The sequence below is a fragment of the Massilia sp. CF038 genome, assembly GCF_900129765.1.
Taxonomy (GTDB): Bacteria; Pseudomonadota; Gammaproteobacteria; order Burkholderiales; family Burkholderiaceae_D; genus Telluria_A.
In genome coordinates, this window is record NZ_FQWU01000003.1 from 218,268 (window position 1) to 239,808 (window position 21,541).

The window sequence follows — 21,541 nt, forward strand, 5'->3', positions numbered from 1 at the left end:
GCGGACGCGATGGGGTGGGTGACGCGAACGCGATGGGGTGGATGACGCGAACGCGATGAGGTGGGTAGCGCGAACACGATGTGTGGGGTAGCGCGCATGCGGCGATTTTAGCCACCTGCCTTCACCCATCCCGCATAGCCATTGCCCCGCGGAACATTCAGTGCTTCCCTCCCCATTCCCCATTTTTCAAAGTAGAATGCACGAGTTCTGCGCCACTTTGGGCGACGTTAGCCCATATCTCACGACTCGTTTATGCTCAAAAGCCCGTCTCAACTGCCCATCGAAATCAAAATCTCCACCGTCGTTGCGATCTCCACGATCCTGTATTCGGCTGACCCGCTGGCGATTGACGCTGCACTCAAACAGATGACCGGCGGCGTAGCGGACTTCTTCGAAGACGAGTTCGCCGTGATCGATGTCAGCACCATCGCCGAGAGCGCGCCCGCGATCGACTGGCGCCAACTGGCCGACGTGCTCAAGAAATACCGCCTGAACGCGGTCGCGGTGCGCGGCGCCAGCGCCGCCATGGGCGACGCCATCCGCGCTGCCGGCCTGTCGCTTGACGATGGCGTGTCCGGCATCAAGCCCCGCGAAGAAGCCGAGGCGCCTGCCGCGCTGACGGCCGCGCCCGCACCGATCCCCGCGCCACCGACCGTCGCCAGTCCTCCGGTACCGGCTGCCACGGCCAACGCGGGCGCCGCCACCGCCGTGGTCACGCCCGGCACCATGATCATCGATACCCCGGTGCGCGCCGGCCAGCGCGTGTATGCGCGCGGCTGCGACCTGATCATCACTGCCACCGTCAACAATGGCGCCGAAGTCATCGCCGACGGCAGCATCCATGTTTACGCTGCCCTCAACGGACGCGCCCTCGCTGGCGCCTCCGGCAATGCCGAGGCCCGCATTTTTGCCTTGGCCATGCAGCCGGAACTGGTTTCAATAGCGGGCGTGTACCGCACTTTCGATGAAGGCTTTCCGCCGCAACTGGCGCGCCAGCCGGCACAAATTCGTTTGGTGGGCGACCGAATCGATATACTATCGCTCAGTCCGGCTTCCGCCTCCAATACCAGATCTTGATAAAGGACACTCTAGTGGCACGAATTATTGTTGTGACGTCCGGCAAAGGCGGCGTCGGAAAAACGACCTCCAGCGCCAGCTTCTCCACCGGTGTGGCCATGCGCGGCCACAAGACCGCGGTTCTCGACTTTGACGTGGGCCTGCGTAACCTGGACCTGATCATGGGTTGCGAACGCCGCGTCGTGTATGACCTGATCAACGTCATCAATGGCGAAGCGTCGCTGAACCAGGCGCTGATCAAGGACAAGCACTGCGACAACCTGTTCATCCTGCCTGCCTCGCAAACGCGCGACAAGGATGCCCTGTCCGAAGACGGCGTCGAGCGCGTGCTGCACGACCTGATCAACATGGGCTTCGAATACATCATCTGCGATTCGCCTGCCGGTATCGAGCACGGCGCGCTGATGGCGCTGACCTTCGCCGACGAAGCGATCATCGTCACCAATCCGGAAGTATCGTCGGTGCGCGATTCGGACCGCATTCTGGGCATCATCCAGGCCAAGTCGCGCCGCGCCCAGACCGGCGCCGAGCCGGTCAAGGAACACCTGCTCATTACCCGCTACTCGCCAAAACGCGTGGAAGCGGACGAAATGCTGTCCTACCAGGACGTGCAGGAAATCCTGCGCATTCCCCTGATCGGCATCATTCCTGAGTCCGAATCGGTGCTGCACGCATCGAACCAGGGCAATCCCGCGATTCACTTCAAGGGTACCGACGTGGCAGAAGCCTATGAAGACGTGATCACGCGCTTCCTTGGCCAGGATGTGCCGCTGCGTTTCACGACCTACGAAAAGCCGGGCATCCTGCAGCGAATTTTTGGAGCGAAGTGATATGGCACTGCTCTCATTCCTGTTTCCCTCCAAGCCGAAAAGCGCGACGGCTGCCAAGGAGCGCCTGCAGATCATCATCGCACGCGAACGCAATCACCGCGGCGGGCCGGACTTTTTGCCGGCCCTGCACCGTGAACTGATCGAGGTGATTTCGAAGTACACCAAGGTCAGCGCCGACGACATCAAGCTCTCGCTGGATCGCCAGGGCAACCTGGAAGTGTTGGAAGTTAACGTGGTGCTGCCGGACGCCTAAGTCCGGCCCGGCCGTTCAGGACGGCCGCACCACGATCAATTCATTGGCCACGCGGGCGCATGCCTCGACGTGCTCATACCCGAGTTTGCGGAACATGGTGAAGCCAATCGCCGCCGCTGCCATCTGCCCTGCAATCGGCACGAAACGCGAAGCCGACTTGGCCATCATCTTCAGGCCCACGCGCTTGAACAATTGCGCCAGCAATTCACGCGTGACGAGTTTACCCACCATCACCCCACCCACGCCGACTGCCACCTTGTAGGCAATCAATTTGTGGTTTGGCTGCATCTGGTCGATTTGCGCTTCGGTCAGGCCGAATGCCTCGTTGACATCGTCGACCAGTTTTTTGAACAGCGACAGGTCCGACACCACATCCACGCCTGGAATCGGCACCGCCGACACACCGGCCGAGATGGCGGCGCGGCGCCGCACCATGCGCCGGCAACGTTCCCGGGTCGCTTCAATCTGGCTTGGATTGTCGGGAATCAAGGTCCAATCGGTACTCATAGGCTTCCCCAATTTAAAAATTTATTTCCGCAAAGACGCATCAAGAGCATTGAATTCGGGATTTATAAAGTGTAACGTGTAATTTAGCGACGGGCATGCACGACACATAAAGTGTTGCCGGATGTAAATTTCTTTCTTGATTCGCCGTGTTACTTTGTAAAAGTCTGTTATATTCTGAGTAACTTATGAGTCTTGCAGGTAGGATTCCTCCTACAAAAACAAGCTTTACGTTCGACAACGCCTATTATGAGAATTGCAGTCCTAGACAACGACCGCAGCCAGGCAGATCTGATATGCCAAGTGTTAACTTCGGCAGGACATGCATGCCAGTCCTACGATAACGGCAAGGACATGCTGGCACAATTGCGAAAAGACAGTTTCGACATGCTGATTCTCGATTGGCAAGTCGCCGACCTCAATGGCGCGGAAGTACTGCGACGGGCCAAGGAAAAGATGTCGGCCACCACCCCCATGATGTTCCTTACCAACAGTTCGGCGGAAGATGACATCGTCGCTGGCATTGCCGCCGGTGCTGACGACTACATGATCAAGCCGATCCGCCGCGGCGAACTGGTGGCCCGCGTGCAAGCCCTGCTGCGCCGCGCCTACCCGACCCAGAATGGCGCTGAACAACTGCAGTTCGGCCCTTACATCTTCGAAACCCGCCCCGGCCGGCTGCTGATGGATGGGGTGGTCATCGAAGTCACGCACAAAGAATTCTACCTGGCCCTGCTGTTTTTCCGGAATATTGGCCGTCCGCTATCGCGCGCCTACATTCACGAAGCGGTCTGGATCCGCGAAACCGCGGTGCCGTCACGCACCATGGACACCCATGTGTCACGTGTACGCAACAAACTTCAGTTGCGCCCGGAAAACGGTTTCCGCCTGGTGCCGGTGTACAGCTACGGCTATCGCCTGGAAAAACTCGGCGCCTAAGTTACATCGCCCTCGCGTAGGCGGGGGCCCATGCCACGCTTCCGAATTCGGAGAGGTGGAATGGGCCCCCGCCTCCGCGAGGGCGACGGCGCCTTTCCTTGACGCATCTTTTCAGCCCCCACCGCTGAAGGCCTTGACCTATCACGGTATAATGACGGCACCCATCCGTACACTGTATAGATATGCAACTGCTCGCCGTCGGCCTCAATCACACCACTGCACCGGTCTCGCTTCGCGAGCAGCTGGCGTTTGGTCCTGAGCAGCTGGGCCATGCAGTGCGTGCGGCGCAAGGCTGGTTTGCCGGCCTGGATCCGCGCGGCAGCGATGAAGCTGCAATCTTGTCGACCTGCAACCGTACTGAAATGTACGCTGCCAGCCATCTCGACAATCCGCTCGACGCGGGCGCCCATTTCCTGGCCGACTATCACAAGCTCAATTACGCGGAACTGCGCCCTCATCTCTACATGTTGCCTCAAGGCGAAGCGGTACGCCATGCGTTCCGGGTAGCATCGGGCCTCGATTCCATGGTCATGGGCGAAACCCAGATCCTCGGGCAAATGAAAGATGCCGTGCGCGCTGCCGAAGAAGCAGGCGGCATGGGCACTTATCTGCATCAGTTATTCCAGCGCAGCTTCTCGGTGGCCAAGGAAGTGCGCAGCACCACCGAGATTGGCGCGCACAGCGTGTCCATGGCCGCTGCCGCCGTGCGCCTGTCACAACGCATTTTCGACAAGATCGCCGAGCAGCACGTGCTGTTCATTGGCGCCGGCGAAATGATCGAACTGTGCGCGACCCACTTTGCGGCGCACAACCCGAAATCGATCACCATCGCCAACCGCACCATGGAGCGCGGCGAAGCACTGGCCCACCGCTTCAATGGCAAGGCGATCCGCCTGGCCGCCCTGCCCGAGCAGCTGGCCCAGTTTGACATCGTCATATCCTGCACCGCCTCCACGCTGCCCCTGATCGGCCTGGGCCTGGTTGAGCGCGCAGTCAAGGCGCGCCGCCACAAGCCCATGTTCATGGTCGACCTGGCCGTGCCGCGCGATATCGAAACCGAAGTCGGCCGCCTTGACGACGTGTTCCTGTACACGGTCGACGATCTGGGCCAGGTAGTGCAGTCAGGCCTGGAGCACCGTCAGGCGGCAGTGGCCCAGGCCGAAGCCATTATCGAAACGCGGGTCCAGTCCTTCATGCACTGGATCGACGACCGCGCCATGGTCCCGGTGATCCAGGACCTGCAAGAAAACAGCGAAGCGATGCGCCTGTTCGAACTCGAACGGGCCCGCAAAATGCTGGCACGCGGCGAGGATATCGACGCCGTGCTCGACGCCCTGTCCAAAGGCCTGACCGCCAAATTCCTGCACGGCCCGCAGCAAGCGCTGCACCGGGCCCAGGGCGACGAGCGCGCCCGCCTTGCCTCGCTGCTGCCCCAGCTGTTCCGCGGCCGCCGTTAGCGCCCGCACGTCCGCCTTGCCTGCCGCTTTTCGCGGCCGTTCCCACTGACCTTACCGAGTACCCTATGAAACCATCCATGCTGGCCAAGCTGGACCAACTGGCCAACCGCCTCGTCGAACTCGATGAACTGCTGATGCACGAAGGCGCCACGTCGAACATGGACAGCTACCGCAAGATGACGCGCGAGCACGCCGAGATCGGCCCGCTGGTGGCGCTGTACAAGGACTTCCAGCGCGCCCAGAGCGACATCGCCGAAGCGCAGGACATGCTGTCGGACCCGGACATGAAGGAGTTCGCGCAGGACGAAATCGAAGCAGCAAAAAGCCGTGTCGCCCAGCTCGAGCTGGACCTGCAAAAAATGCTGCTGCCGAAGGACGTCAACGACGAGCGCAATATCTTCCTCGAGATCCGGGCTGGCACCGGCGGCGACGAATCGGCCCTGTTCGCGGGCGACCTGCTGCGCATGTACACCCGCTTTGCCGAGCGCAATCGCTGGCAGGTTGAAATGGTGTCCGAGTCGGCGTCGGATCTGGGCGGCTACCGCGAAGTGATCGTGCGCCTGATCGGCAACGGCGCCTACTCCAAGCTCAAGTTCGAGTCGGGCGGCCACCGTGTGCAGCGCGTGCCGGCCACCGAAACCCAGGGCCGCATTCACACCTCGGCCTGCACCGTGGCCGTGATGCCCGAAGCCGACGAAGTCGAAGACGTCAACATCAACCCGGCCGACCTGCGCATCGACACCTTCCGCGCTTCGGGTGCGGGTGGACAGCACATCAACAAGACCGATTCGGCCGTGCGCCTGACCCACCTGCCAACCGGGATCGTGGTCGAATGCCAGGACGACCGCAGTCAGCACAAGAACAAGGCGTCCGCGCTGAAGGTGCTGGCCGCGCGTATCAAGGATGTGCAGCTGCGTGAACAGCAATCGAAGGAAGCGGCCACCCGCAAAAGCTTGATCGGCTCGGGCGACCGCAGCGAGCGTATTCGCACCTACAACTTCCCGCAGGGCCGCATGACTGACCACCGCATCAACCTGACCCTGTACAAGCTCGATTTCATCATGGACGGCGAACTGACCGAACTGACCAACGCGCTGGCAGCTGAACACCAGGCCGAATTGCTGGCCGCGCTGGGCGATTAAGCTTCTAATAAGCCTGCCGCGATTTAATGCAATACTCACCACTTTGACCGCCACGGACCACCCATGCCAAGCAACCGCCAGATCCTGATCGCCATCGCCCTGACCTGCTTCGCCCTGGTTGGCGGTGCGCTCTACTTCCAGCACGTCAAGGACATGCTGCCTTGCCCCCTGTGCGTGATCCAGCGTTATGCCTTTTTGTTCACCGGCCTGTTTGCCCTGATTGCCGCCTTCACCCGCAAGGCGCTGCCATGGAAGGTGCTGTCGCTGGCCGGTGCGCTGGGCGGCCTGGCCACCGTGGGCAAGCATCTGTACGTGCTGGCCAACCCCGGCTTTACCTGCGGGATCGACCCTTACGAGAACTTCCTCAACAACCTGCCAACGGCCAAAGTGATGCCATGGCTGTTCGAATCGAACGGCCTGTGCGAAATGGCCGGTGACCTGATCATGGGCTTGTCGCTGCCACAGTGGTCGGCCCTGTCGTTTGCCTTGATGACAGCCGGCCTGGTGACGGTGCTGGTGCGCCGCGCCAAATGATCGCTGCCGGCGTCCGGGTTGGCGCGCTGCAGGCTGGCCTGCCGCTCGACCCACTGGAAAACCGCATCCTGCTGTGCCACGCGCTGGGCTTGAGCCGGGTCGGCCTGATTACCCAGTCCGAACGTGAAATCAGTGCCGCCGAGGCCAGCGCCCTGGAGGCCTTGATCGAGCGCCGGCTGGGGGGCGAACCGATTGCCTACATTGTGGGCAAGCGCGAATTTTTCGGCCTCGATTTTCGCGTCACCGATGCGGTGCTGATTCCCCGTCCGGACACCGAACTGCTGGTGGAACTGGCGCTGGACCGCCTGCCCCCGGGCGGGCGCGCGCTCGACATGGGCACCGGCAGTGGCGCCATTGCGGTGGCGATCGCCCATACCCGGCCCGACGCCAGCGTCAGCGCGCTTGATGTCAGCGAAGCAGCGCTGGCCGTGGCGCGGTCGAACGCAGCAGCCCATGGCGCAGCCGTGCGTTTCATGCACAGTGACTGGTACGGCGCCGTCGCGGGCGAGGTGTTTGAACTGATCGTCTCCAATCCACCCTACATTGCCGACGGCGACATCCACCTGTCGCAGGGCGACCTGCGCTTCGAGCCCAGTGGCGCCCTGACCGACCACGCCGATGGCTTGTCGGCCTTGCGCACCATCATTGCGGGCGCGCCTGCGCACTTGGTCAGGCAGGGCTGGCTGCTGATGGAGCATGGCTATGACCAGGCCGCCGCCGTGCGCCAATTGCTTGCTGAGCAAGGGTTCAGCGAAGTCCAAAGCTGGCTGGATCTTGCCGGCATCGAGCGTGTCACGGGCGGGCGCACGCGCTAGGGCAAACGGAACGTCCCGGGGCGGCCGCCTTTGCTAAAATGGCTACCCCGCCACGGAGCTCTTCGCATGCGCCAACTGCTCGTCATCCCCGCAATCTTGCTCACGCTGCTGGCGCCGCCAGGGGCCAGTGCAGGCAGCGCGGACCAGGCGGCCACGGCCTTGTTCGAGGCCGACTGGCAATGGCGCCTGCAATCCGAGCCCGAATACGCTACTCTGGTCGGTGACTACCGCTTTGACGGCACCCTTGCCGACACAACGCTGGCGGCCGGACGCAACAGCATCGCGCACACCCGCGCCATGCTCGAGCAGGCGCGCCTGATCCCGCGCGAACAGCTCACCGGCAGCAATCCGCTCTCGCACGACCTGTTCATCTACCAGAAAGAGCAGCTGCTGCGCGGCGCCGCCTTTGTGCCCTTCAACCCTCAACCCATTACCACGCTGCAGGGCATCCACGTGAGCCTGGTGCAAACCGCGGCGCAAATGCCGTTCGCCACCGAGCTAGACTACCGCAATTACCTGGCCCGCCTGAACGCGGTACCGGCCCATGTGGCTGGCATCATCGAGCAGCTGCGCGAAGGCGTGCGCACCGGCTGGACCGCGCCCCGGGCGGCAGTGCGGCCGGTACCGGGCATGCTGCGCCAGCTGCGCGAGGGTGCAGTCGATGGCGCGCTGGGTCTGCCTTTCCGCCAGATCCCGGCCACCATCGACAAACCCGTGCGCGACGCCCTGGCTGCCAGCGGCCCGGAGGTACTGCGTACCCGCGTCATGCCCGCGTTGCAGGAGCTGGAAGATTTTTTGCGCAAAGATTATCTGCCCGCCGCGCGCGAGAGCATTGGCGCCAGCGCCCTGCCCGGCGGCCAGCCCTACTACGCCTTCCTGATTGCCCAGCACACCGGCAGCAGCATGAGTGCAGCCGAAATCCACGCGCTGGGGCTCAAAGAAGTCGCGCGCATCCAGGCCCAGATGCCGGCGGCCATTGCACGCACCGGTTTTGCCGGTTCCTTTACCCAGTTTGCCACCTTTGCCAACAATGATCCGCGCCTGTTCGCCGCCACCCCCGAGGCGCTGCTGGGGCGCTACCGGCGCCTGCTGGAGCGGGCCGCGGCTGGCATGCCCAAGCTGTTTGCCAGCGTGCCCACGCAGGAGCTGCTGGTCAAACCGGCACCAGCGGAAGCAGGCGCCGAACTGGGCGCCGCATGGTACGAAGCCGGCACCAGCGAGCGCCCGGCCGCCCTGGTGATCAATACAGCGCGCCTGGCCACTCACCCGCTGTGGGAAGCCGAAACCCTGGCCCTGCACGAGGGCATGCCCGGCCACCACATGCAGGCCGCAAGGGTGCGCGAACTGGGCGAGCTGCCGCCGTTCCGGCGCTTTGGCTGGAACGCGGCCTTCGGCGAAGGCTGGGCCCTGTACGCAGAGTCACTGGGCCCGGAACTGGGCTTTTTCAAGGATGCGTTTTCGGCCTTCGGGCGGCTTAACGCGGAGCTGTTCCGCGCAGCCCGCCTGGTGGTCGACACCGGTATTCACAGCAAGGGCTGGACGCGCCAGCAGGCGCTCGACTTCATGAACGCCAATACCGCCAATCCGGTGTCCGACAACGAAATCGAAGTCGACCGCTACATCGCCTGGCCGGCCCAGGCCCTGGGCTACAAACTGGGCGAGCTCAAAATCAAGGCACTGCGCGAGCAGGCCCAGGGCGCACTCGGCGAGCGTTTCGACGTGCGCCGTTTCCATGCGGTGGTGCTGGACAATGGGCCTTTGCCGCTGCCGCTGCTCGAGCAGCAGGTGGCGCAATGGCTGGCGGCCGCAGCGCCCAAACCGGCGCCCGTGCCCCAGCCAAAATAGAAAACGCGCCGGCTCCGGCGCACTTGGCGTTTTTCGGTTAATCTCGCTGCAATTACCTATTTGGCAGTACAAGAAAGGAAGCACCCGTGTCGAACCAACTGACCCGCCGCCTGGCACTGCTGGACGAAGAAGAAAACCGGCCCCTGCTCGGCCAGGGCTTGCGTGGCATCGAGCGCGAAACGCTGCGCGTGGATCGACAGGGCCGGCTGGCCCGCACCCCGCACCCGGTGGCACTGGGCTCGGCCCTGACCAATCCGCAGATCACGACCGACTACGCCGAAGCCCTGCTGGAATTTATCACCCCGGCTGAAAACGACATCGGCCTGACCTTGCACAAGCTCGACGCCATCCACCGCTTCGCCTATACCAAACTGGGCGACGAAATGCTGTGGAGCGAATCGATGCCATGCGAACTGCCGTCGGAAGAAGAGATCGAAATCGCGTGGTACGGCACCTCGAATATCGGCACGCTCAAGCATGTGTACCGGCGTGGTCTGGCACTGCGCTACGGCAAAGCCATGCAGTGCATCGCCGGCATTCATTACAACTATTCGCTGCCCGAAAAACTGTGGCATCTGTTCTCGGTTGACCAGGGTGTGCCCGAAGAGCGCCGCTGCGGCCTGCGCGACTTCCAGTCCGAAAGCTACATTGCCTTAATCCGCAACTTCCGCCGTTACAGCTGGCTGCTGATGTATCTGTTCGGCGCCTCGCCGGCGCTGTCGAAAGGCTTTTTGCGCGAGCGCCAGCACAACCTGGAAACGCTGTCCGACGACACCTTGTACCTGCCCTACGCCACCAGCCTGCGCATGAGCGACCTGGGTTATCAGAACGATGCCCAGTCCGGCCTGACCCCGCACGAGAACTCGCTTGAGAGCTATGTACGCACGCTGATGGACGCCGTCAACCGGCCGTACAAACCGTACGAAGCGCTGGGTACCAAAAAAGACGGCGAATGGATTCAGCTGTCGACCAACGTCCTGCAGATCGAGAACGAATACTATTCCACCATCCGCCCCAAGCGCGTGATCCGCACGGGCGAGCGCCCGGTGCAGGCGCTGTGCAAGCGTGGCGTGCAATACATCGAAGTGCGCTGCCTGGATGTGGATCCGTTCGAGCCGGTTGGCATCAGCGTTGAAACCGGCCGCTTCATGGACGCCTTTTTGCTGTTCTGCGCCCTGGACGACAGCCCCATGATCAACCAGATGGAAAGCCAGGTCCACGCGCGCAATTTCTCCCGCACCGTGAAGGAAGGCCGCCGTCCAGGGCTGACGCTCACGCGCGAGGGCGAGGAAGTCGCCTTGCAGGACTGGGCCAACGACCTGATGGCGCGCATTGCGCCTGTGGCAGCCCTGCTCGACGAGCAGCACAACGAAGGCGGCGTGCATGCCCAGTCGATGGCGGCCCAGCAGGCCAAGATCGACAACCCGGCGCTGACCCCGTCGGCGCGCGTGCTTGACGAAATCCGCGCCCTCGGCTCGGCCGCGGCTTTTGGCTTGCGCCAGAGCGAGGCGCATGCCGCCTACTTCCGCGAAAGCCCGCTGCTGCCGGCAGAAGAACAAATGTTCATCGAGCTGGCTGAAAGCTCGCTGGCCGAACAGCGCGAGATCGAACAGACCCAGACTGGCAGCTTCGACGATTTTGTCGCTGCCTACAACAGCAGTACACTGTGCGGTGACTAAGATCAGGAGCCGCCTTGCTCACCTTTTATAACGAACACCACGCCCAGCACCGCGGCCGCTTCGAGATGTTCCGCGGCGAGCAGGTGCCCTGCTTCGAAAAGCCGGAACGAGCGGACATGGTACTGGCCGAATTCGAGCGGCGCGGGCTGGGCAAGGTCGTCACGCCGCATGGCGTGTCGCTGGTGTCGCTCGAGCGCATTCATACCCCGCGTTACCTGCATTTTTTACGCAGTGCCTGGAGCGAGTGGTGCGCGCTTGACCCGGCCAACGCGGAGCGCGACGCCTTTCCTTCGGTATGGCCGATTCGCGGCATGCGTCACGATATCGAACCGGACAACTTCGCCGCGCGCATGGGTTTGTACTCGATGGATTCTGGCACGCCGCTCACGGCCGGCACCTGGATCGCCGCCAAGACCGGAGCCGACTGCGCCGTCAATGCAGCCCATGCGTTGCGCCTGGGCCAGCGCGCCACCTTTGCGCTCACGCGCCCACCCGGGCACCACGCGGGCGCTGATTTTTTTGGCGGCTACTGCTTCCTGAACAACGCCGCGCTGGCCGCGCAGCACCTGCTCGACGACGGTGCCAAAAAAGTCGCCATTCTCGATATCGACTACCACCATGGCAACGGCACCCAGAGCATTTTTTACCAGCGTGACGACGTGCTGTTCATCTCCATTCATGCCGATCCGCGCAGCGAGTATCCGTTCTACCTGGGCCACGCCGACGAAACCGGGGCGGGCGCCGGGGCCGGCTACAACATGAATCTGCCGCTGCCGCACGGTAGCGGCAGTTCGCAATGGTTCGCCGCCCTGGAAACGGCCTGCTACAAGCTGGCCGCGTTTGCACCGGACGCGCTGGTGGTCTCGCTCGGGGTCGACACCTTTGCCGGCGATCCGCTGTCGCACTTTACGCTGCAAAGCGCGGACTTTTTGCGCATTGGCGAGCGCATCGCCCACCTGGGCCTGCCGACCGCTTTCGTGTTCGAGGGCGGCTATGCCGTGACCGAAATCGGCATCAACGTGGTCAACGTGCTCGAAGGTTTCGAGACCGCGGCCTGAACCGAAGGAGAATGCCATGTCACGCTACCGGCTCGCTCAGCTCAATATCGCCAGGATGCAGGACGCGATCGACTCGCCGTTGATGGCCGATTTTGTGGCCAATCTGGACCGCATCAACGCGCTGGCGGAGCAGTCTCCCGGCTTTGTGTGGCGCCTGCAAACCGAAGAAGGCAACGCGACTGCGCTCAGCCCACTTGGCCACAACGAAATCGTCAACATGTCGGTGTGGGACGATGTGGCAGCGCTGAACCACTATGTGTACAAGACGGCCCACGTCGAGATCATGAAGCGGCGCAAGGAGTGGTTCGAGCGCATCGCCGAAGCCTACGTGGTGCTGTGGTGGATACCGTACGGGCACAGACCGACGGTGGATGAAGCGATTGCCCGCTTGCGCACCTTGCGCGCGCACGGGCCTACCGCGCAGGCCTTCACATTCAAGCAAGCGTTTGCCGCACCCGACGTTGCGGTCGATTCCGCCGGCCCATCGTTCGGCGACGCCTGCCCTGCACTTTAATTTCAAGGAAAACCCACATGACCGAATGGCAGCGCAGTTCTTTTGCCGACCTTGCCGTGGCTGATTTGTACTGCGTGCTGCAGAAGCGCCAGGAAGTGTTCATCCTCGAGCAGACTTGCTTCTACCAGGACTTCGATGGCCTGGACCAGAACGCGCACCACCTGCTGGGGTGGCACACGGTGGACGGCAAGCGCGAACTGGGCGCCTATCTACGGGTGCTGGCGCCCGGCGCAAAATACACCGAAATGTCGATCGGGCGCGTGCTCACATCGAAGGCGGCGCGTGGCTCGGGCATCGGGCGCGAGCTGCTGGCAGAAGGCATCGCCTACGCCGAGCATCTGCACCCGGGCCATCGCATCCGGATTGGCGCGCAGCGCTATCTGGAGAAGTTCTACACCGGCTTCGGCTTTGTCACCTTCTCGGAACCCTACGACGAGGATGGCATCATCCACGTCGACATGCTGCGCTAAGCGGCCGCCCTGCGCCGCAGCCCGATCAATCCCAGGCCGGTCAGCATGAGCACCCAGGCTGCCGGTTCAGGTACCGGGGCAAGGTCCAGCAGCAAGGCGGCGCAATGCTCGTCGTCGCGACAGCCATAGGCCGCGATTTGTCCGCTGTCGTTGATGCCGTGCGCGTCGTACAAGGTCCAGCCAGAGTGCGGATCGATCAGGGTGTTCAGGTTGGTCATGACGCCGTGCTCGTACAAATAGGCGTAGTAATAGTCGTCGTTTGGGTCGTTCGCGTTGCCCACCACCTGGCCTGCATTGTTGATGTCATAGGCGAAGCTGCGCCGCCCACCCAGCGTGCCCAGGTCCTGCATAACGCCATCCTGAAACAGGAAGGCATGGTGGCTGCCCTGCACCCAGCCGAAGCCGGCGATCTGGTCATGGTCATTGATGGCGGTGGCTTCGCTCAGGCTGGCATCACCCATGGTGCCCAGGTCGGTCATCACGCCGTCGGCATAGTAGAACGCGTGCGAGAGCCAGGGCGAACTGTCGTCGAGCGCGGAAATGCCGACTGCATGCCCTGCGTTGTTGATGCCGTTGGCCCAGGTATCGTTTCCGCCCAGGCTGCCCAGATCGACGCTGACACCGCCACGTTGAATATAGGCGCGCATGCCGCGATCGGCGCTGTAATAGCCGCCCGCGATATGGCCGTGGTCATTGATGGCGATGCCGTAGTTGGTGGTCGAGTTGAATACCTGTAGCGCTGTCATGCGGCCTGCCGCGTAGCTGAAACCGCGATTGTCGGCGCTGCCCGTGGCGGAATAACCGACGACCGTGCCGCTGTTGTTGATGGCCAGGGCGCTGCTGGTGGGACCGCCCAGGGTGCCTATCTGCACCAGGGAGCCGTTGGACCAGACGAAGCCACGCCAGCCGCCGTCGACCGTGATGTCACCGATGATCTGGCCGGCATTGTTGATCCCGTTCGCACTGGTGCCAAACGGCAAAGCGGTGATGGTGTAACGGGGTGTGGCCAGCGCGGCCAGTGGCGCACACAGCAGCGCCAGCAAAAAATGTCGTGGAGTCATGGCCCATCCTTTGATCAGTGAGATAACAAAGGATGGGCGAAAACGGGGCGCGGCCCCTGCGCCAGATCAGCTACAGTACTTCGACCAGCTCCATCTCGAACACCAGACCAGAGTTGGGTGGCACTACGCTATTGCCGTTGGCGCCGTAGCCGAGCGAACTTGGAATCACCACGGTGCGCTTACCGCCCACGCGCATGCCGAGTACGCCCTGTTCAAAACCAGGAATCACTTGATTGGTGCCAATGGTGAACGTGAATGGTGCCTTGCCGGCCGAGCTGTCGAATTGTGTGCCCTTGAAATTGGCCATGTTGGTGTTGTACAGCCAGCCCGTGTAATGCACTTTCACGGTCTTGGCGGCCACGGCTTCAGCGCCGGTGCCAACACTGATGTCCGTCTTGCTCAGTGCAGCCGGGCTGTACACCGATGGCGTTGGGGTATCGTTGCCGCCACCACCGCAGGCGGACAGGCTGGCGACGGCAAACATGGCGGCAGCCAGAGAAAGCTTGAGTTTCATAGATTCCTTCGGAGGTTAAACAATGCCTCCGAAGTGTAGCTGCCGCCACTGCCACTGGCTACGCGCAAAAGTGTCACCAAATGTCTTAAATTTCCACTTGGGTACCGAGCTCGATCACGCGGTTGGTCGGGATCTGATAGTAGTCGGCAGCGCCGCGTGCATTGCGCGACATGCCTACAAATAAATGCTCGCGCCACGGCGCCATGCCCGCGCCCGGCGTGGAGATCACGGTCTGACGGGCAATGAAGAACGAGGTTTCCATCATCTCGAACGGCAAGCCATGCTCGGCGCATTGGGCCAGCACGCGCGGAATATCCGGTTCATCCTTGAAGCCGTAGTACACATTGACCTGGAAGCAATTGTGGCCCAGCTCGACGACCTTGGCCTGGTCTGCCACCGGTACCCACGGCTCCTCGACCATATGGACAGTGAGGAAGACCACGCGCTCGTGCAGCACTTTGTTGTGCGACAGATTGTGCAGCAGTGCATGCGGCACGCCATCGCTCTCGCCACGCAGGAAGATCGCGGTGCCGTACACACGGGTCGGTGGCGCCACGAACAGGGAAGCGAGGAAATCTTCCAGCGGAATCGCGTGCTTCTGCAGGTTCTGGAACACCAGATGGCGCCCCTCTTTCCAGGTCATCATGCCGGTGAACAGCACCGCACCCAGCAGCAGCGGGAACCAGCCACCGTGGAACAGCTTGAGCGTGGTCGAGGACAACAGCATGATGTCCATGATCAGGAAGAAACCAGTCGCACCGAAGCACAGCGCCAGCGGCAGATGCCAGCGGTAGCGCGTCACGAAGAAGGTCAGCACAGTGGTGCACAGCATGGTGGCGGTGACCGCGATGCCGTAGGCGCCGGCCAGATTGTCGGACGACTGGAAGATCAGGACCGCGAGCAGCACGATGCTCAATTGCAGCCAGTTGACGGCCGGGATGTAGATCTGGCCGATTTCGCTTTCCGAGGTGTGCAGCACACGCATGCGCGGCAGCAGGCCAAGCGCAATGGCTTGCTTGGTCATCGAGAAGGTGCCGGAAATGGTGGCTTGCGACGCAATCACAGCGGCCATGGTCGAGAGCAGCACCAGCGGATAAATCAGCCAGCCCGACACTTGATTGAAGAAAGGATTGCTGACCGCATCGGGATGGGCGATCAGCAGCGCGCCCTGGCCCAGATAATTAAGGGCCAGCGCCGGGAAGCAGACCATGAACCAGGCCGCGCGAATCGGCTTCTTGCCGAAGTGGCCCATGTCGGCATACAGGGCTTCGGCGCCGGTAATGGCCAGCACCACGGCACCCAGCGCGACAAAGGCGACAAATTTATTCTCGACCATGAACGCCAGCGCGCACAAGGGATTGAGCGCAGCAAGAATTTGCGGCGCCTGCGCGATATGCACCACGCCCAGTACCGCCAGGGTGCCGAACCACAGCACCATCACCGGCCCGAACCAGCGGCCAATGCCGGCCGTGCCATGGCGCTGCAGCATGTACAGGCCGATCAGCACGGCAATCGTGATGGGCACCACAAAGCGCGTCATGCCAGGCGCGGCCACTTCCAGACCTTCGATCGCGCCGAGCACCGAAATGGCTGGGGTGATCACGCTGTCGCCGTAGAACATGGTGGCGCCAAACACGCCGACGATCATCAGCGGCAAGTGCCAGCGCGAATGGCGCGTGACGGCATTGAGAACCAGGGCCATCAGCGCCATGATCCCGCCCTCGCCGCGGTTGTCCGCACGCAGCACGAGGGTGACATATTTGAGCGACACAATCATCGTCAGCGCCCAGAAGATGAGGGAGATGACGCCCAGCAGATTACCGCTGTTGAGGGTGAGACCGTGGTCCGGATCGAAGATTGCCTTGAGGGTGTAGAGCGGGCTGGTGCCGATATCGCCGTAGACGATCCCGATGGCGGACAAGGTCATTGCCGCCAGACTGCTTTTCTTGTGTTCCGAGGTCAAGATTGCACCTTATTGTGGTTTTGTTGCATCGCACAATAGAATACGGCTGGAGAAAAAGCAAGGAGGATTCGCATGGTGGTGGGCCGCGCCGGCATCTGTGCAAGACGCTCAACTGTACCACCAGCGCGGTACATACGAGGTGTTCTGCGGGCACCGTGGCGAGCGCTGGCGCCGGGGGCGTGGCAAGCAAGGGCGGGACAAACGCGCCATAATGTTGATCCACCGAATTTTTTAGATCGCCCACCCATGCGTACCGGCATTTTGTCCGCCGCCCTGGCATTTCTCTGCTGGGGTCTGTTCCCGCTGTATTTTCATGCCCTGAGCGCGGTGCCGCCGACCGAGATTCTGGTGCATCGGGTGCTGTGGTCGCTGCTGTTTCTGGCCATTGTATTGACCGTGCGGCGGCAGTGGAAATGGCTAGCGGCGCTGCGCGGGCAGCCGCGCGTGATGCTCAGCTTCGCACTCAGCTCGCTCCTGCTGTCGGGAAACTGGCTGCTGTACATCTGGGCCGTCAACAGCGGGCACGTGATTGAAGCCAGTCTCGGCTACTTTATCAATCCCCTGGTCAATGTGATGCTGGGCTACCTTGTGCTCAAAGAAAGGCTGCGGCTTGGCCAATGGGCGGCGATCGGCCTGGCGGGCCTGGGCGTGCTGTGGCTGACCTGGCAGGCCGGGCACATGCCCTGGATTGCCCTGATGCTGGCCGCGTCCTTTGGCGGCTACGGCCTGATGCGCAAGACAGCGGCCCTGGGCGCGCTGGAAGGTTTGTCGTTCGAGACCATGATCCTGTTTCCGTTCGCGCTAGGCTACATTATCTGGTTGACCGTGCATGGACAGAACAGTTTCATCACAACCGATTCGGACAATGTGCGCTGGCTGCTGGTGGCAGCCGGGCCGATCACGGCGGTGCCGCTGCTGCTGTTCGCTTCCGGCGCGCGCAAGATTCCCTTGTCGGTTCTGGGCCTGCTGCAATACATTGGCCCCACCATCCAGCTCAGCCTGGGCATTTTCCTGTTCCACGAAGCCTTCACCAGCGCGCGCCTGGCCGGCTTTGCCCTGATCTGGAGCGCCCTGGCCCTGTACGCCGCCGAAGGCATGCTCAAAAAAACCTGAACCAACAATGTTTGGGGTTGGCGCGGCGCGGGGTGCTTTCCGGGCCGTGTTTACTGTATCCTGTTGCACTTCCGTTCAATACCCGAGACTCCTTAATGGCCAATTACGTCTATACCATGAACCGCGTGGGCAAAATCGTCCCGCCGAAACGCCAGATCCTCAAGGATATTTCGCTGTCGTTCTTTCCAGGAGCGAAGATCGGCGTGCTGGGCCTGAATGGTTCCGGCAAGTCGACTTTGCTGAAAATTATGGCAGGCATCGATACTGACATTCAGGGCGAAGCCGTGCCAATGCCGGGCCTGAATATTGGCTACCTGCCGCAGGAACCGCAGCTTGACCCCGAGATGACGGTCCGCCAGGTGGTCGAGTCCGGCCTGGGCGAAGTATTTGAGGCGCAAGCCAAGCTTGACGCCGTGTACGCCGCCTATGCCGACGAAGATGCGGACTTCGACGCGCTGGCTGCCGAGCAGGCGCGCCTGGAAGCCATCATTTCCACCTCCGATGGCGGCAACTTGAATTTGCAGCTGGAAATGGCGGCCGATGCGCTGCGCCTGCCACCCTGGGAAGCCAAGGTCGGCGTGCTGTCGGGCGGTGAAAAGCGCCGCGTGGCGCTGTGCCGCTTGCTGCTGGCCAAGCCCGACATGCTGCTGCTCGATGAGCCAACCAACCACCTGGATGCGGAATCGGTCGACTGGCTCGAGCAATTCCTGCTGCGCTTCCCGGGCACTGTGGTTGCCATCACCCACGATCGCTACTTCCTCGACAATGCTGCCGAGTGGATCCTGGAACTGGACCGCGGCCACGGCATCCCTTGGAAAGGCAATTATTCGACCTGGCTGGACCAGAAGTCGGCCCGCCTGAAGCAGGAAGAATCGAGCGAATCGGCACGCCAGAAGGCCCTGGCCAAGGAATTGGAATGGTCGCGCCAGAATCCGAAGGCGCGCCAGGCCAAGTCCAAGGCCCGTCTGGCCCGCTTCAATGAGCTGAGCGAGTACGAATACCAGAAACGCAACGAGACCCAGGAGATTTTCATTCCTGTGGCCGAACGTTTGGGTAACGACGTGATCGAATTCAAGAACGTGTCGAAAGCCTTTGGCGACCGCCTGCTGATGGACAACGTCTCCTTCACGGTTCCACCTGGCGCGATCGTCGGTATCATCGGCCCCAACGGTGCCGGTAAGTCGACCCTGTTCAAGATGATTGCCGGTCTGGATACGCCAGACAGCGGCGAAGTGGCCATTGGCCAGACGGCGCGCATTTCGCTGGTCGACCAAAGCCGCGACAAGCTGGCCGACAACAAGTCGGTGTTTGACGATGTCTCCGGCGGCGCCGACATGCTGACCGTGGGCCGGTTCGACATGCCATCACGCGCCTACCTGGGCCGCTTCAACTTCAAAGGTTCGGATCAGCAAAAGTTGGTGGGCAACCTGTCGGGCGGTGAACGCGGCCGTCTGCATCTGGCCAAGACCCTGCTCAAGGGCGGCAACGTGTTGCTGCTCGATGAACCATCCAACGATCTGGACGTGGAAACCTTGCGCGCGCTGGAAGATGCCTTGCTGGAATTTGCCGGCAGCGTCATGGTTATTTCCCACGATCGCTGGTTCCTGGACCGGATTGCGACCCACATCCTGTCCTTCGAAGGTAACTCGCAAGTCACCTTCTTTGACGGCAACTATCAGGAATACGAAGCCGACAAGAAGAAGCGTCTGGGTGAAGAGGGCGCCAAGCCGAAGCGCATCCGCTACAAGCCGCTCACGGTGTAAAACAAAAAGGGTCCCATGCGGGACCCTTTTTTCATGCTGCCGAGAACTTAGAAGCTGAACTTGGCGCCAGCGGTGATGGCGTCTGCCTTGGCGCCCACATCCTTGCTCTTGCCATAGCGCTCATATTCGAGAATCAGGGCGGCCTTGTCGCTCAGGTTGTACTGGCCACCCAGGCCAGCGTACACCTCGGTCTTGCTGTCGCTGCCGGACAGGCCAGGCGCCGTGGTGCTCAGCTTGGTCTTGGTGTAACCAGCACCCAGCTTGCCGTAGACCGAGAATTGCTCGTTGACGGGCATGGTTGCCTTGCCCGCCAGATAGGCACGGTGACCGTCGGTGGTGCCCGTGTAACCGGTGCCGCCAATGTTGAACGAGGTGTCCGCCTTGCGCAGGTCGGTGTAGCCGGCTTCCATACCGAAGGTCGGGGTGAAGTCGACGCCGCCGAAGATCTTGGCCGCTGGCTTCCAGCCTTCCGCGTCCACATTGGTCGCGCCGCCGATCTTGAATTCGTTCGAGGCGCTGGCCACTGCCACACCCACGTACGGTTTGCTTTGGGCCATGGCAGCGCCACTGAACACGGTTGCACCAGCGATCATTGCAAAAATAATCTTTTTCATTTGCGGTTCCTTTTTTAAAACGGTCTGTTCCGCAATTCCCGATGAATCGCGGAGTAATCAAGATAGCATCGGGATGTGTCCTGCGCTTTGCCGTTTAAGTAAGAAACGTAAGCGAATGTTACTGACTTTCCAGTCATCAATATATGCATGTATTGACCGAAATTGCCGGAAATTAGGCGATGAAGCGGAAAGTGAGGTTGACGCGCGGTCCCAAAGGCCGGGTGGATTTGTTGATGCCGTGCTGCCAGTTAGCTTGAGTATTGCCTGCCATGAGCAGCAGGCTGCCATCGGTCAGATCGATCTTCAGGCTGCGTTTGCTGGCCTTGTGGCGCAGGATCAAGGTCCGGGTTGCGCCGAAACTGACCGAGCCGATGGCCGGCGCCGGGCCCAGCTCGGCTTCATCGTCGCTGTGCATGCCCATGCTGTCGCGTTCGTTGCGGTAATAATTGAGCAGCACGCTGTTGAAGGCCCGGCCGGTCGCCGCCTCGACGGCAGCCCGTATTTCGGCCAGCAAGGGTGTCCATGGCAGAGGGTCCAGGGTCAGGCCGGAATAGCGGTAGCGTGCGTCACCGTGCCAGGCCGTCAGGCGCGGCTGCAGGAAAGATTTGCCCCACAGCGTGATCGAATCGGCCCGCCAGTCGGTTTCGGCAATCAACTGCGCCAGCACGCTCTCGTTGCTGTGCGCGAGCGGCAACTGGGACAGCATGGCCAGTTCCCCATCTTCCAGTGGAATCGGGCGCAAGGTGGCGTCAGGGGCGAACAAGTCCATGGGCGAAGCGGCTATGATGGCGGAAACAGAAACGAGGACATTTTCGCATGAATAAACGTGACTTCATGGGCGCTGCCCTGCTTGCCGCCAGCGGCGCCGCCGCGGCGGGCACGGCCAAGGCAGGCAGCGGCGGCCCAGTCCTGCTGACCCTGACGGGCGCACTGGGCAAGACCAATCGCGGGCAGTTCGATCCCGGCCGGGACATTCTGATGGGCAAACACAAGCTGGCATTCACGCAGGCGTTCAGCCTGGACTTTGCAGCGCTGGCTGGCTTGCCTGCCGTGACCATCCGGCCGACCCTGGAATACGACGGCAAGGTCCACACGCTGCGCGGCCCCTTGCTGACACAGGTTCTGGCCCTGGCCGGGATACGCTTGCAGGATGGCAGCAAATTGGCCTTGCGGGCGCTGGATGGCTACGCCGCCAGCGTCAGCGGGGCCGAGGTCAGGGACTTGCGTTTCATTGTTGCCACACACATCGACGGGCAGCCGCTGGCACTGGGCGGACTGGGCCCCTTATGGGCTGTGTTTGACGCCGACCGGGTGCCTGCGCTGGCTGCCAAACCGCTCAATGAACGGTTTGGCAATTGCCCCTGGGGCATGTATCACATCGAGGTGCTGGGCTGAT

22 protein-coding genes are annotated in these 21,541 nt (G+C 61.9%); 16 read left to right on the plus strand and 6 right to left on the minus strand.

Translation table 11 applies throughout. The features are described from left to right. Positions 1–252 precede the first annotated feature (252 nt). From minC to minE, 3 genes are read left to right on the plus strand one after another with little or no spacing between them, the layout of a single operon-like run. Complete coding sequence (minC, locus tag BUC24_RS20185; protein WP_073220918.1) at positions 253–1,077, plus strand: septum site-determining protein MinC; 825 nt, start codon at positions 253–255, stop codon at positions 1,075–1,077. Positions 1,078–1,091: 14 nt separating this feature from the next. Next, a complete protein-coding gene (minD, locus tag BUC24_RS20190) occupies positions 1,092–1,907 on the plus strand; it encodes a septum site-determining protein MinD (protein WP_073220922.1) in 816 nt (271 codons plus the stop codon). A gap of 1 nt (position 1,908) precedes the next feature. Further along, a complete protein-coding gene (minE, locus tag BUC24_RS20195) occupies positions 1,909–2,160 on the plus strand; it encodes a cell division topological specificity factor MinE (RefSeq protein WP_073220925.1) in 252 nt (83 codons plus the stop codon). A gap of 15 nt (positions 2,161–2,175) precedes the next feature. Here the strand turns inward: minE and BUC24_RS20200 are convergent, their stop codons facing one another. Then, a complete protein-coding gene (locus BUC24_RS20200) occupies positions 2,176–2,667 on the minus strand; it encodes a hypothetical protein (protein ID WP_073220928.1) in 492 nt (163 codons plus the stop codon). A gap of 246 nt (positions 2,668–2,913) precedes the next feature. Here BUC24_RS20200 and BUC24_RS20205 point away from each other — a divergent pair, with 246 nt between their 5' ends. The 10 genes from BUC24_RS20205 (at position 2,914) to BUC24_RS20250 (ending at position 13,117) form a co-directional block, all read left to right on the plus strand. Further along, entirely contained in the window at positions 2,914–3,603 is a 690-nt protein-coding gene (locus tag BUC24_RS20205) for a response regulator transcription factor (RefSeq protein ID WP_073220931.1), read from the plus strand. A 182-nt stretch (positions 3,604–3,785) separates the two neighbouring features. After that, positions 3,786–5,060 (plus strand): glutamyl-tRNA reductase, encoded by a 1,275-nt coding sequence (gene hemA / locus BUC24_RS20210; protein ID WP_073220934.1) that lies wholly within the window; start codon positions 3,786–3,788, stop codon positions 5,058–5,060. A gap of 65 nt (positions 5,061–5,125) precedes the next feature. Further along, positions 5,126–6,202 carry a peptide chain release factor 1 gene (gene prfA / locus BUC24_RS20215; RefSeq protein ID WP_073220937.1) on the plus strand — a complete coding sequence of 359 codons (1,077 nt, stop codon included), beginning with the start codon at positions 5,126–5,128 and terminating at the stop codon, positions 6,200–6,202. 63 nt (positions 6,203–6,265) lie between these two features. Beyond that, entirely contained in the window at positions 6,266–6,736 is a 471-nt protein-coding gene (locus tag BUC24_RS20220) for a disulfide bond formation protein B (RefSeq protein ID WP_073220940.1), read from the plus strand. After that, positions 6,733–7,551 (plus strand): peptide chain release factor N(5)-glutamine methyltransferase, encoded by an 819-nt coding sequence (prmC, locus tag BUC24_RS20225; RefSeq protein WP_073220944.1) that lies wholly within the window; start codon positions 6,733–6,735, stop codon positions 7,549–7,551. The genes BUC24_RS20220 and prmC overlap by 4 nt, the downstream gene beginning before the upstream one ends. A gap of 66 nt (positions 7,552–7,617) precedes the next feature. Continuing rightward, complete coding sequence (locus BUC24_RS20230) at positions 7,618–9,396, plus strand: DUF885 domain-containing protein (RefSeq protein ID WP_073220947.1); 1,779 nt, start codon at positions 7,618–7,620, stop codon at positions 9,394–9,396. 86 nt (positions 9,397–9,482) lie between these two features. Further along, positions 9,483–11,075: a glutamate--cysteine ligase gene (gene gshA, locus BUC24_RS20235; RefSeq protein WP_073220950.1), complete on the plus strand. Its 1,593-nt coding sequence runs from the start codon at positions 9,483–9,485 to the stop codon at positions 11,073–11,075. Between the two features lie 14 nt (positions 11,076–11,089). Continuing rightward, a complete protein-coding gene (locus tag BUC24_RS20240) occupies positions 11,090–12,133 on the plus strand; it encodes a histone deacetylase family protein (RefSeq protein WP_073220954.1) in 1,044 nt (347 codons plus the stop codon). A 16-nt stretch (positions 12,134–12,149) separates the two neighbouring features. Further along, complete coding sequence (locus BUC24_RS20245; RefSeq protein WP_073220957.1) at positions 12,150–12,647, plus strand: DUF3291 domain-containing protein; 498 nt, start codon at positions 12,150–12,152, stop codon at positions 12,645–12,647. Positions 12,648–12,664: 17 nt separating this feature from the next. Then, a complete protein-coding gene (locus BUC24_RS20250) occupies positions 12,665–13,117 on the plus strand; it encodes a GNAT family N-acetyltransferase (RefSeq protein ID WP_073220960.1) in 453 nt (150 codons plus the stop codon). On the opposite strand, the gene BUC24_RS20255 is transcribed toward BUC24_RS20250, so the two are convergent. From BUC24_RS20255 to BUC24_RS20265, 3 genes are all read right to left on the minus strand, one after another. Next, positions 13,114–14,178: a PEP-CTERM sorting domain-containing protein gene (locus BUC24_RS20255; RefSeq protein WP_083599050.1), complete on the minus strand. Its 1,065-nt coding sequence runs from the start codon at positions 14,176–14,178 to the stop codon at positions 13,114–13,116. The two genes, BUC24_RS20250 and BUC24_RS20255, sit on opposite strands and share 4 nt — an antisense overlap. Positions 14,179–14,248: 70 nt before the next feature. Further along, positions 14,249–14,692: an FKBP-type peptidyl-prolyl cis-trans isomerase gene (locus BUC24_RS20260; RefSeq protein ID WP_073220967.1), complete on the minus strand. Its 444-nt coding sequence runs from the start codon at positions 14,690–14,692 to the stop codon at positions 14,249–14,251. Between the two features lie 85 nt (positions 14,693–14,777). Next, on the minus strand, positions 14,778–16,655 hold the full coding sequence (locus BUC24_RS20265) for a potassium transporter Kup (protein WP_073220970.1): 1,878 nt from the start codon (positions 16,653–16,655) through the stop codon (positions 14,778–14,780). A 246-nt stretch (positions 16,656–16,901) separates the two neighbouring features. Between BUC24_RS20265 and rarD the strand changes: the two genes are divergently transcribed. Both rarD and ettA read left to right on the plus strand, forming a co-directional pair. After that, a complete protein-coding gene (rarD, locus tag BUC24_RS20270; protein ID WP_073220974.1) occupies positions 16,902–17,768 on the plus strand; it encodes an EamA family transporter RarD in 867 nt (288 codons plus the stop codon). Positions 17,769–17,863: 95 nt separating this feature from the next. After that, on the plus strand, positions 17,864–19,531 hold the full coding sequence (ettA, locus tag BUC24_RS20275) for an energy-dependent translational throttle protein EttA (RefSeq protein WP_073220978.1): 1,668 nt from the start codon (positions 17,864–17,866) through the stop codon (positions 19,529–19,531). Between the two features lie 47 nt (positions 19,532–19,578). Here ettA and BUC24_RS20280 read toward each other — a convergent pair whose 3' ends face one another. Continuing rightward, positions 19,579–20,145, minus strand: a complete 567-nt coding sequence (locus BUC24_RS20280) for a porin family protein (protein ID WP_073220982.1) — start codon at positions 20,143–20,145, stop codon at positions 19,579–19,581. 172 nt (positions 20,146–20,317) lie between these two features. After that, a complete protein-coding gene (locus BUC24_RS20285; RefSeq protein WP_073220985.1) occupies positions 20,318–20,914 on the minus strand; it encodes an alpha-ketoglutarate-dependent dioxygenase AlkB family protein in 597 nt (198 codons plus the stop codon). Between the two features lie 47 nt (positions 20,915–20,961). Between BUC24_RS20285 and BUC24_RS20290 the strand changes: the two genes are divergently transcribed. Further along, entirely contained in the window at positions 20,962–21,540 is a 579-nt protein-coding gene (locus BUC24_RS20290) for a putative pterin-binding protein (RefSeq protein WP_073220988.1), read from the plus strand. Position 21,541 lies beyond the last annotated feature (1 nt).

Excerpts from the sequence above, each read along its gene's own strand:
- minC (WP_073220918.1), top strand. The coding sequence starts at position 253 with ATGCTCAAAAGCCCGTCTCAACTGCCCATCGAAATCAAAATCTCCACC.
- BUC24_RS20230 (WP_073220947.1), top strand. The coding sequence starts at position 7,618 with ATGCGCCAACTGCTCGTCATCCCCGCAATCTTGCTCACGCTGCTGGCG.
- ettA (WP_073220978.1), top strand. The coding sequence starts at position 17,864 with ATGGCCAATTACGTCTATACCATGAACCGCGTGGGCAAAATCGTCCCG.
- minE (WP_073220925.1), top strand. The coding sequence starts at position 1,909 with ATGGCACTGCTCTCATTCCTGTTTCCCTCCAAGCCGAAAAGCGCGACG.
- BUC24_RS20220 (WP_073220940.1), top strand. The coding sequence starts at position 6,266 with ATGCCAAGCAACCGCCAGATCCTGATCGCCATCGCCCTGACCTGCTTC.
- BUC24_RS20285 (WP_073220985.1), bottom strand. The coding sequence starts at position 20,914 with ATGGACTTGTTCGCCCCTGACGCCACCTTGCGCCCGATTCCACTGGAA.
- BUC24_RS20200 (WP_073220928.1), bottom strand. The coding sequence starts at position 2,667 with ATGAGTACCGATTGGACCTTGATTCCCGACAATCCAAGCCAGATTGAA.
- BUC24_RS20205 (WP_073220931.1), top strand. The coding sequence starts at position 2,914 with ATGAGAATTGCAGTCCTAGACAACGACCGCAGCCAGGCAGATCTGATA.
- rarD (WP_073220974.1), top strand. The coding sequence starts at position 16,902 with ATGCGTACCGGCATTTTGTCCGCCGCCCTGGCATTTCTCTGCTGGGGT.
- BUC24_RS20250 (WP_073220960.1), top strand. The coding sequence starts at position 12,665 with ATGACCGAATGGCAGCGCAGTTCTTTTGCCGACCTTGCCGTGGCTGAT.
- BUC24_RS20255 (WP_083599050.1), bottom strand. The coding sequence starts at position 14,178 with ATGACTCCACGACATTTTTTGCTGGCGCTGCTGTGTGCGCCACTGGCC.
- BUC24_RS20260 (WP_073220967.1), bottom strand. The coding sequence starts at position 14,692 with ATGAAACTCAAGCTTTCTCTGGCTGCCGCCATGTTTGCCGTCGCCAGC.
- prfA (WP_073220937.1), top strand. The coding sequence starts at position 5,126 with ATGAAACCATCCATGCTGGCCAAGCTGGACCAACTGGCCAACCGCCTC.
- BUC24_RS20290 (WP_073220988.1), top strand. The coding sequence starts at position 20,962 with ATGAATAAACGTGACTTCATGGGCGCTGCCCTGCTTGCCGCCAGCGGC.
- BUC24_RS20245 (WP_073220957.1), top strand. The coding sequence starts at position 12,150 with ATGTCACGCTACCGGCTCGCTCAGCTCAATATCGCCAGGATGCAGGAC.
- BUC24_RS20280 (WP_073220982.1), bottom strand. The coding sequence starts at position 20,145 with ATGAAAAAGATTATTTTTGCAATGATCGCTGGTGCAACCGTGTTCAGT.
- prmC (WP_073220944.1), top strand. The coding sequence starts at position 6,733 with ATGATCGCTGCCGGCGTCCGGGTTGGCGCGCTGCAGGCTGGCCTGCCG.
- hemA (WP_073220934.1), top strand. The coding sequence starts at position 3,786 with ATGCAACTGCTCGCCGTCGGCCTCAATCACACCACTGCACCGGTCTCG.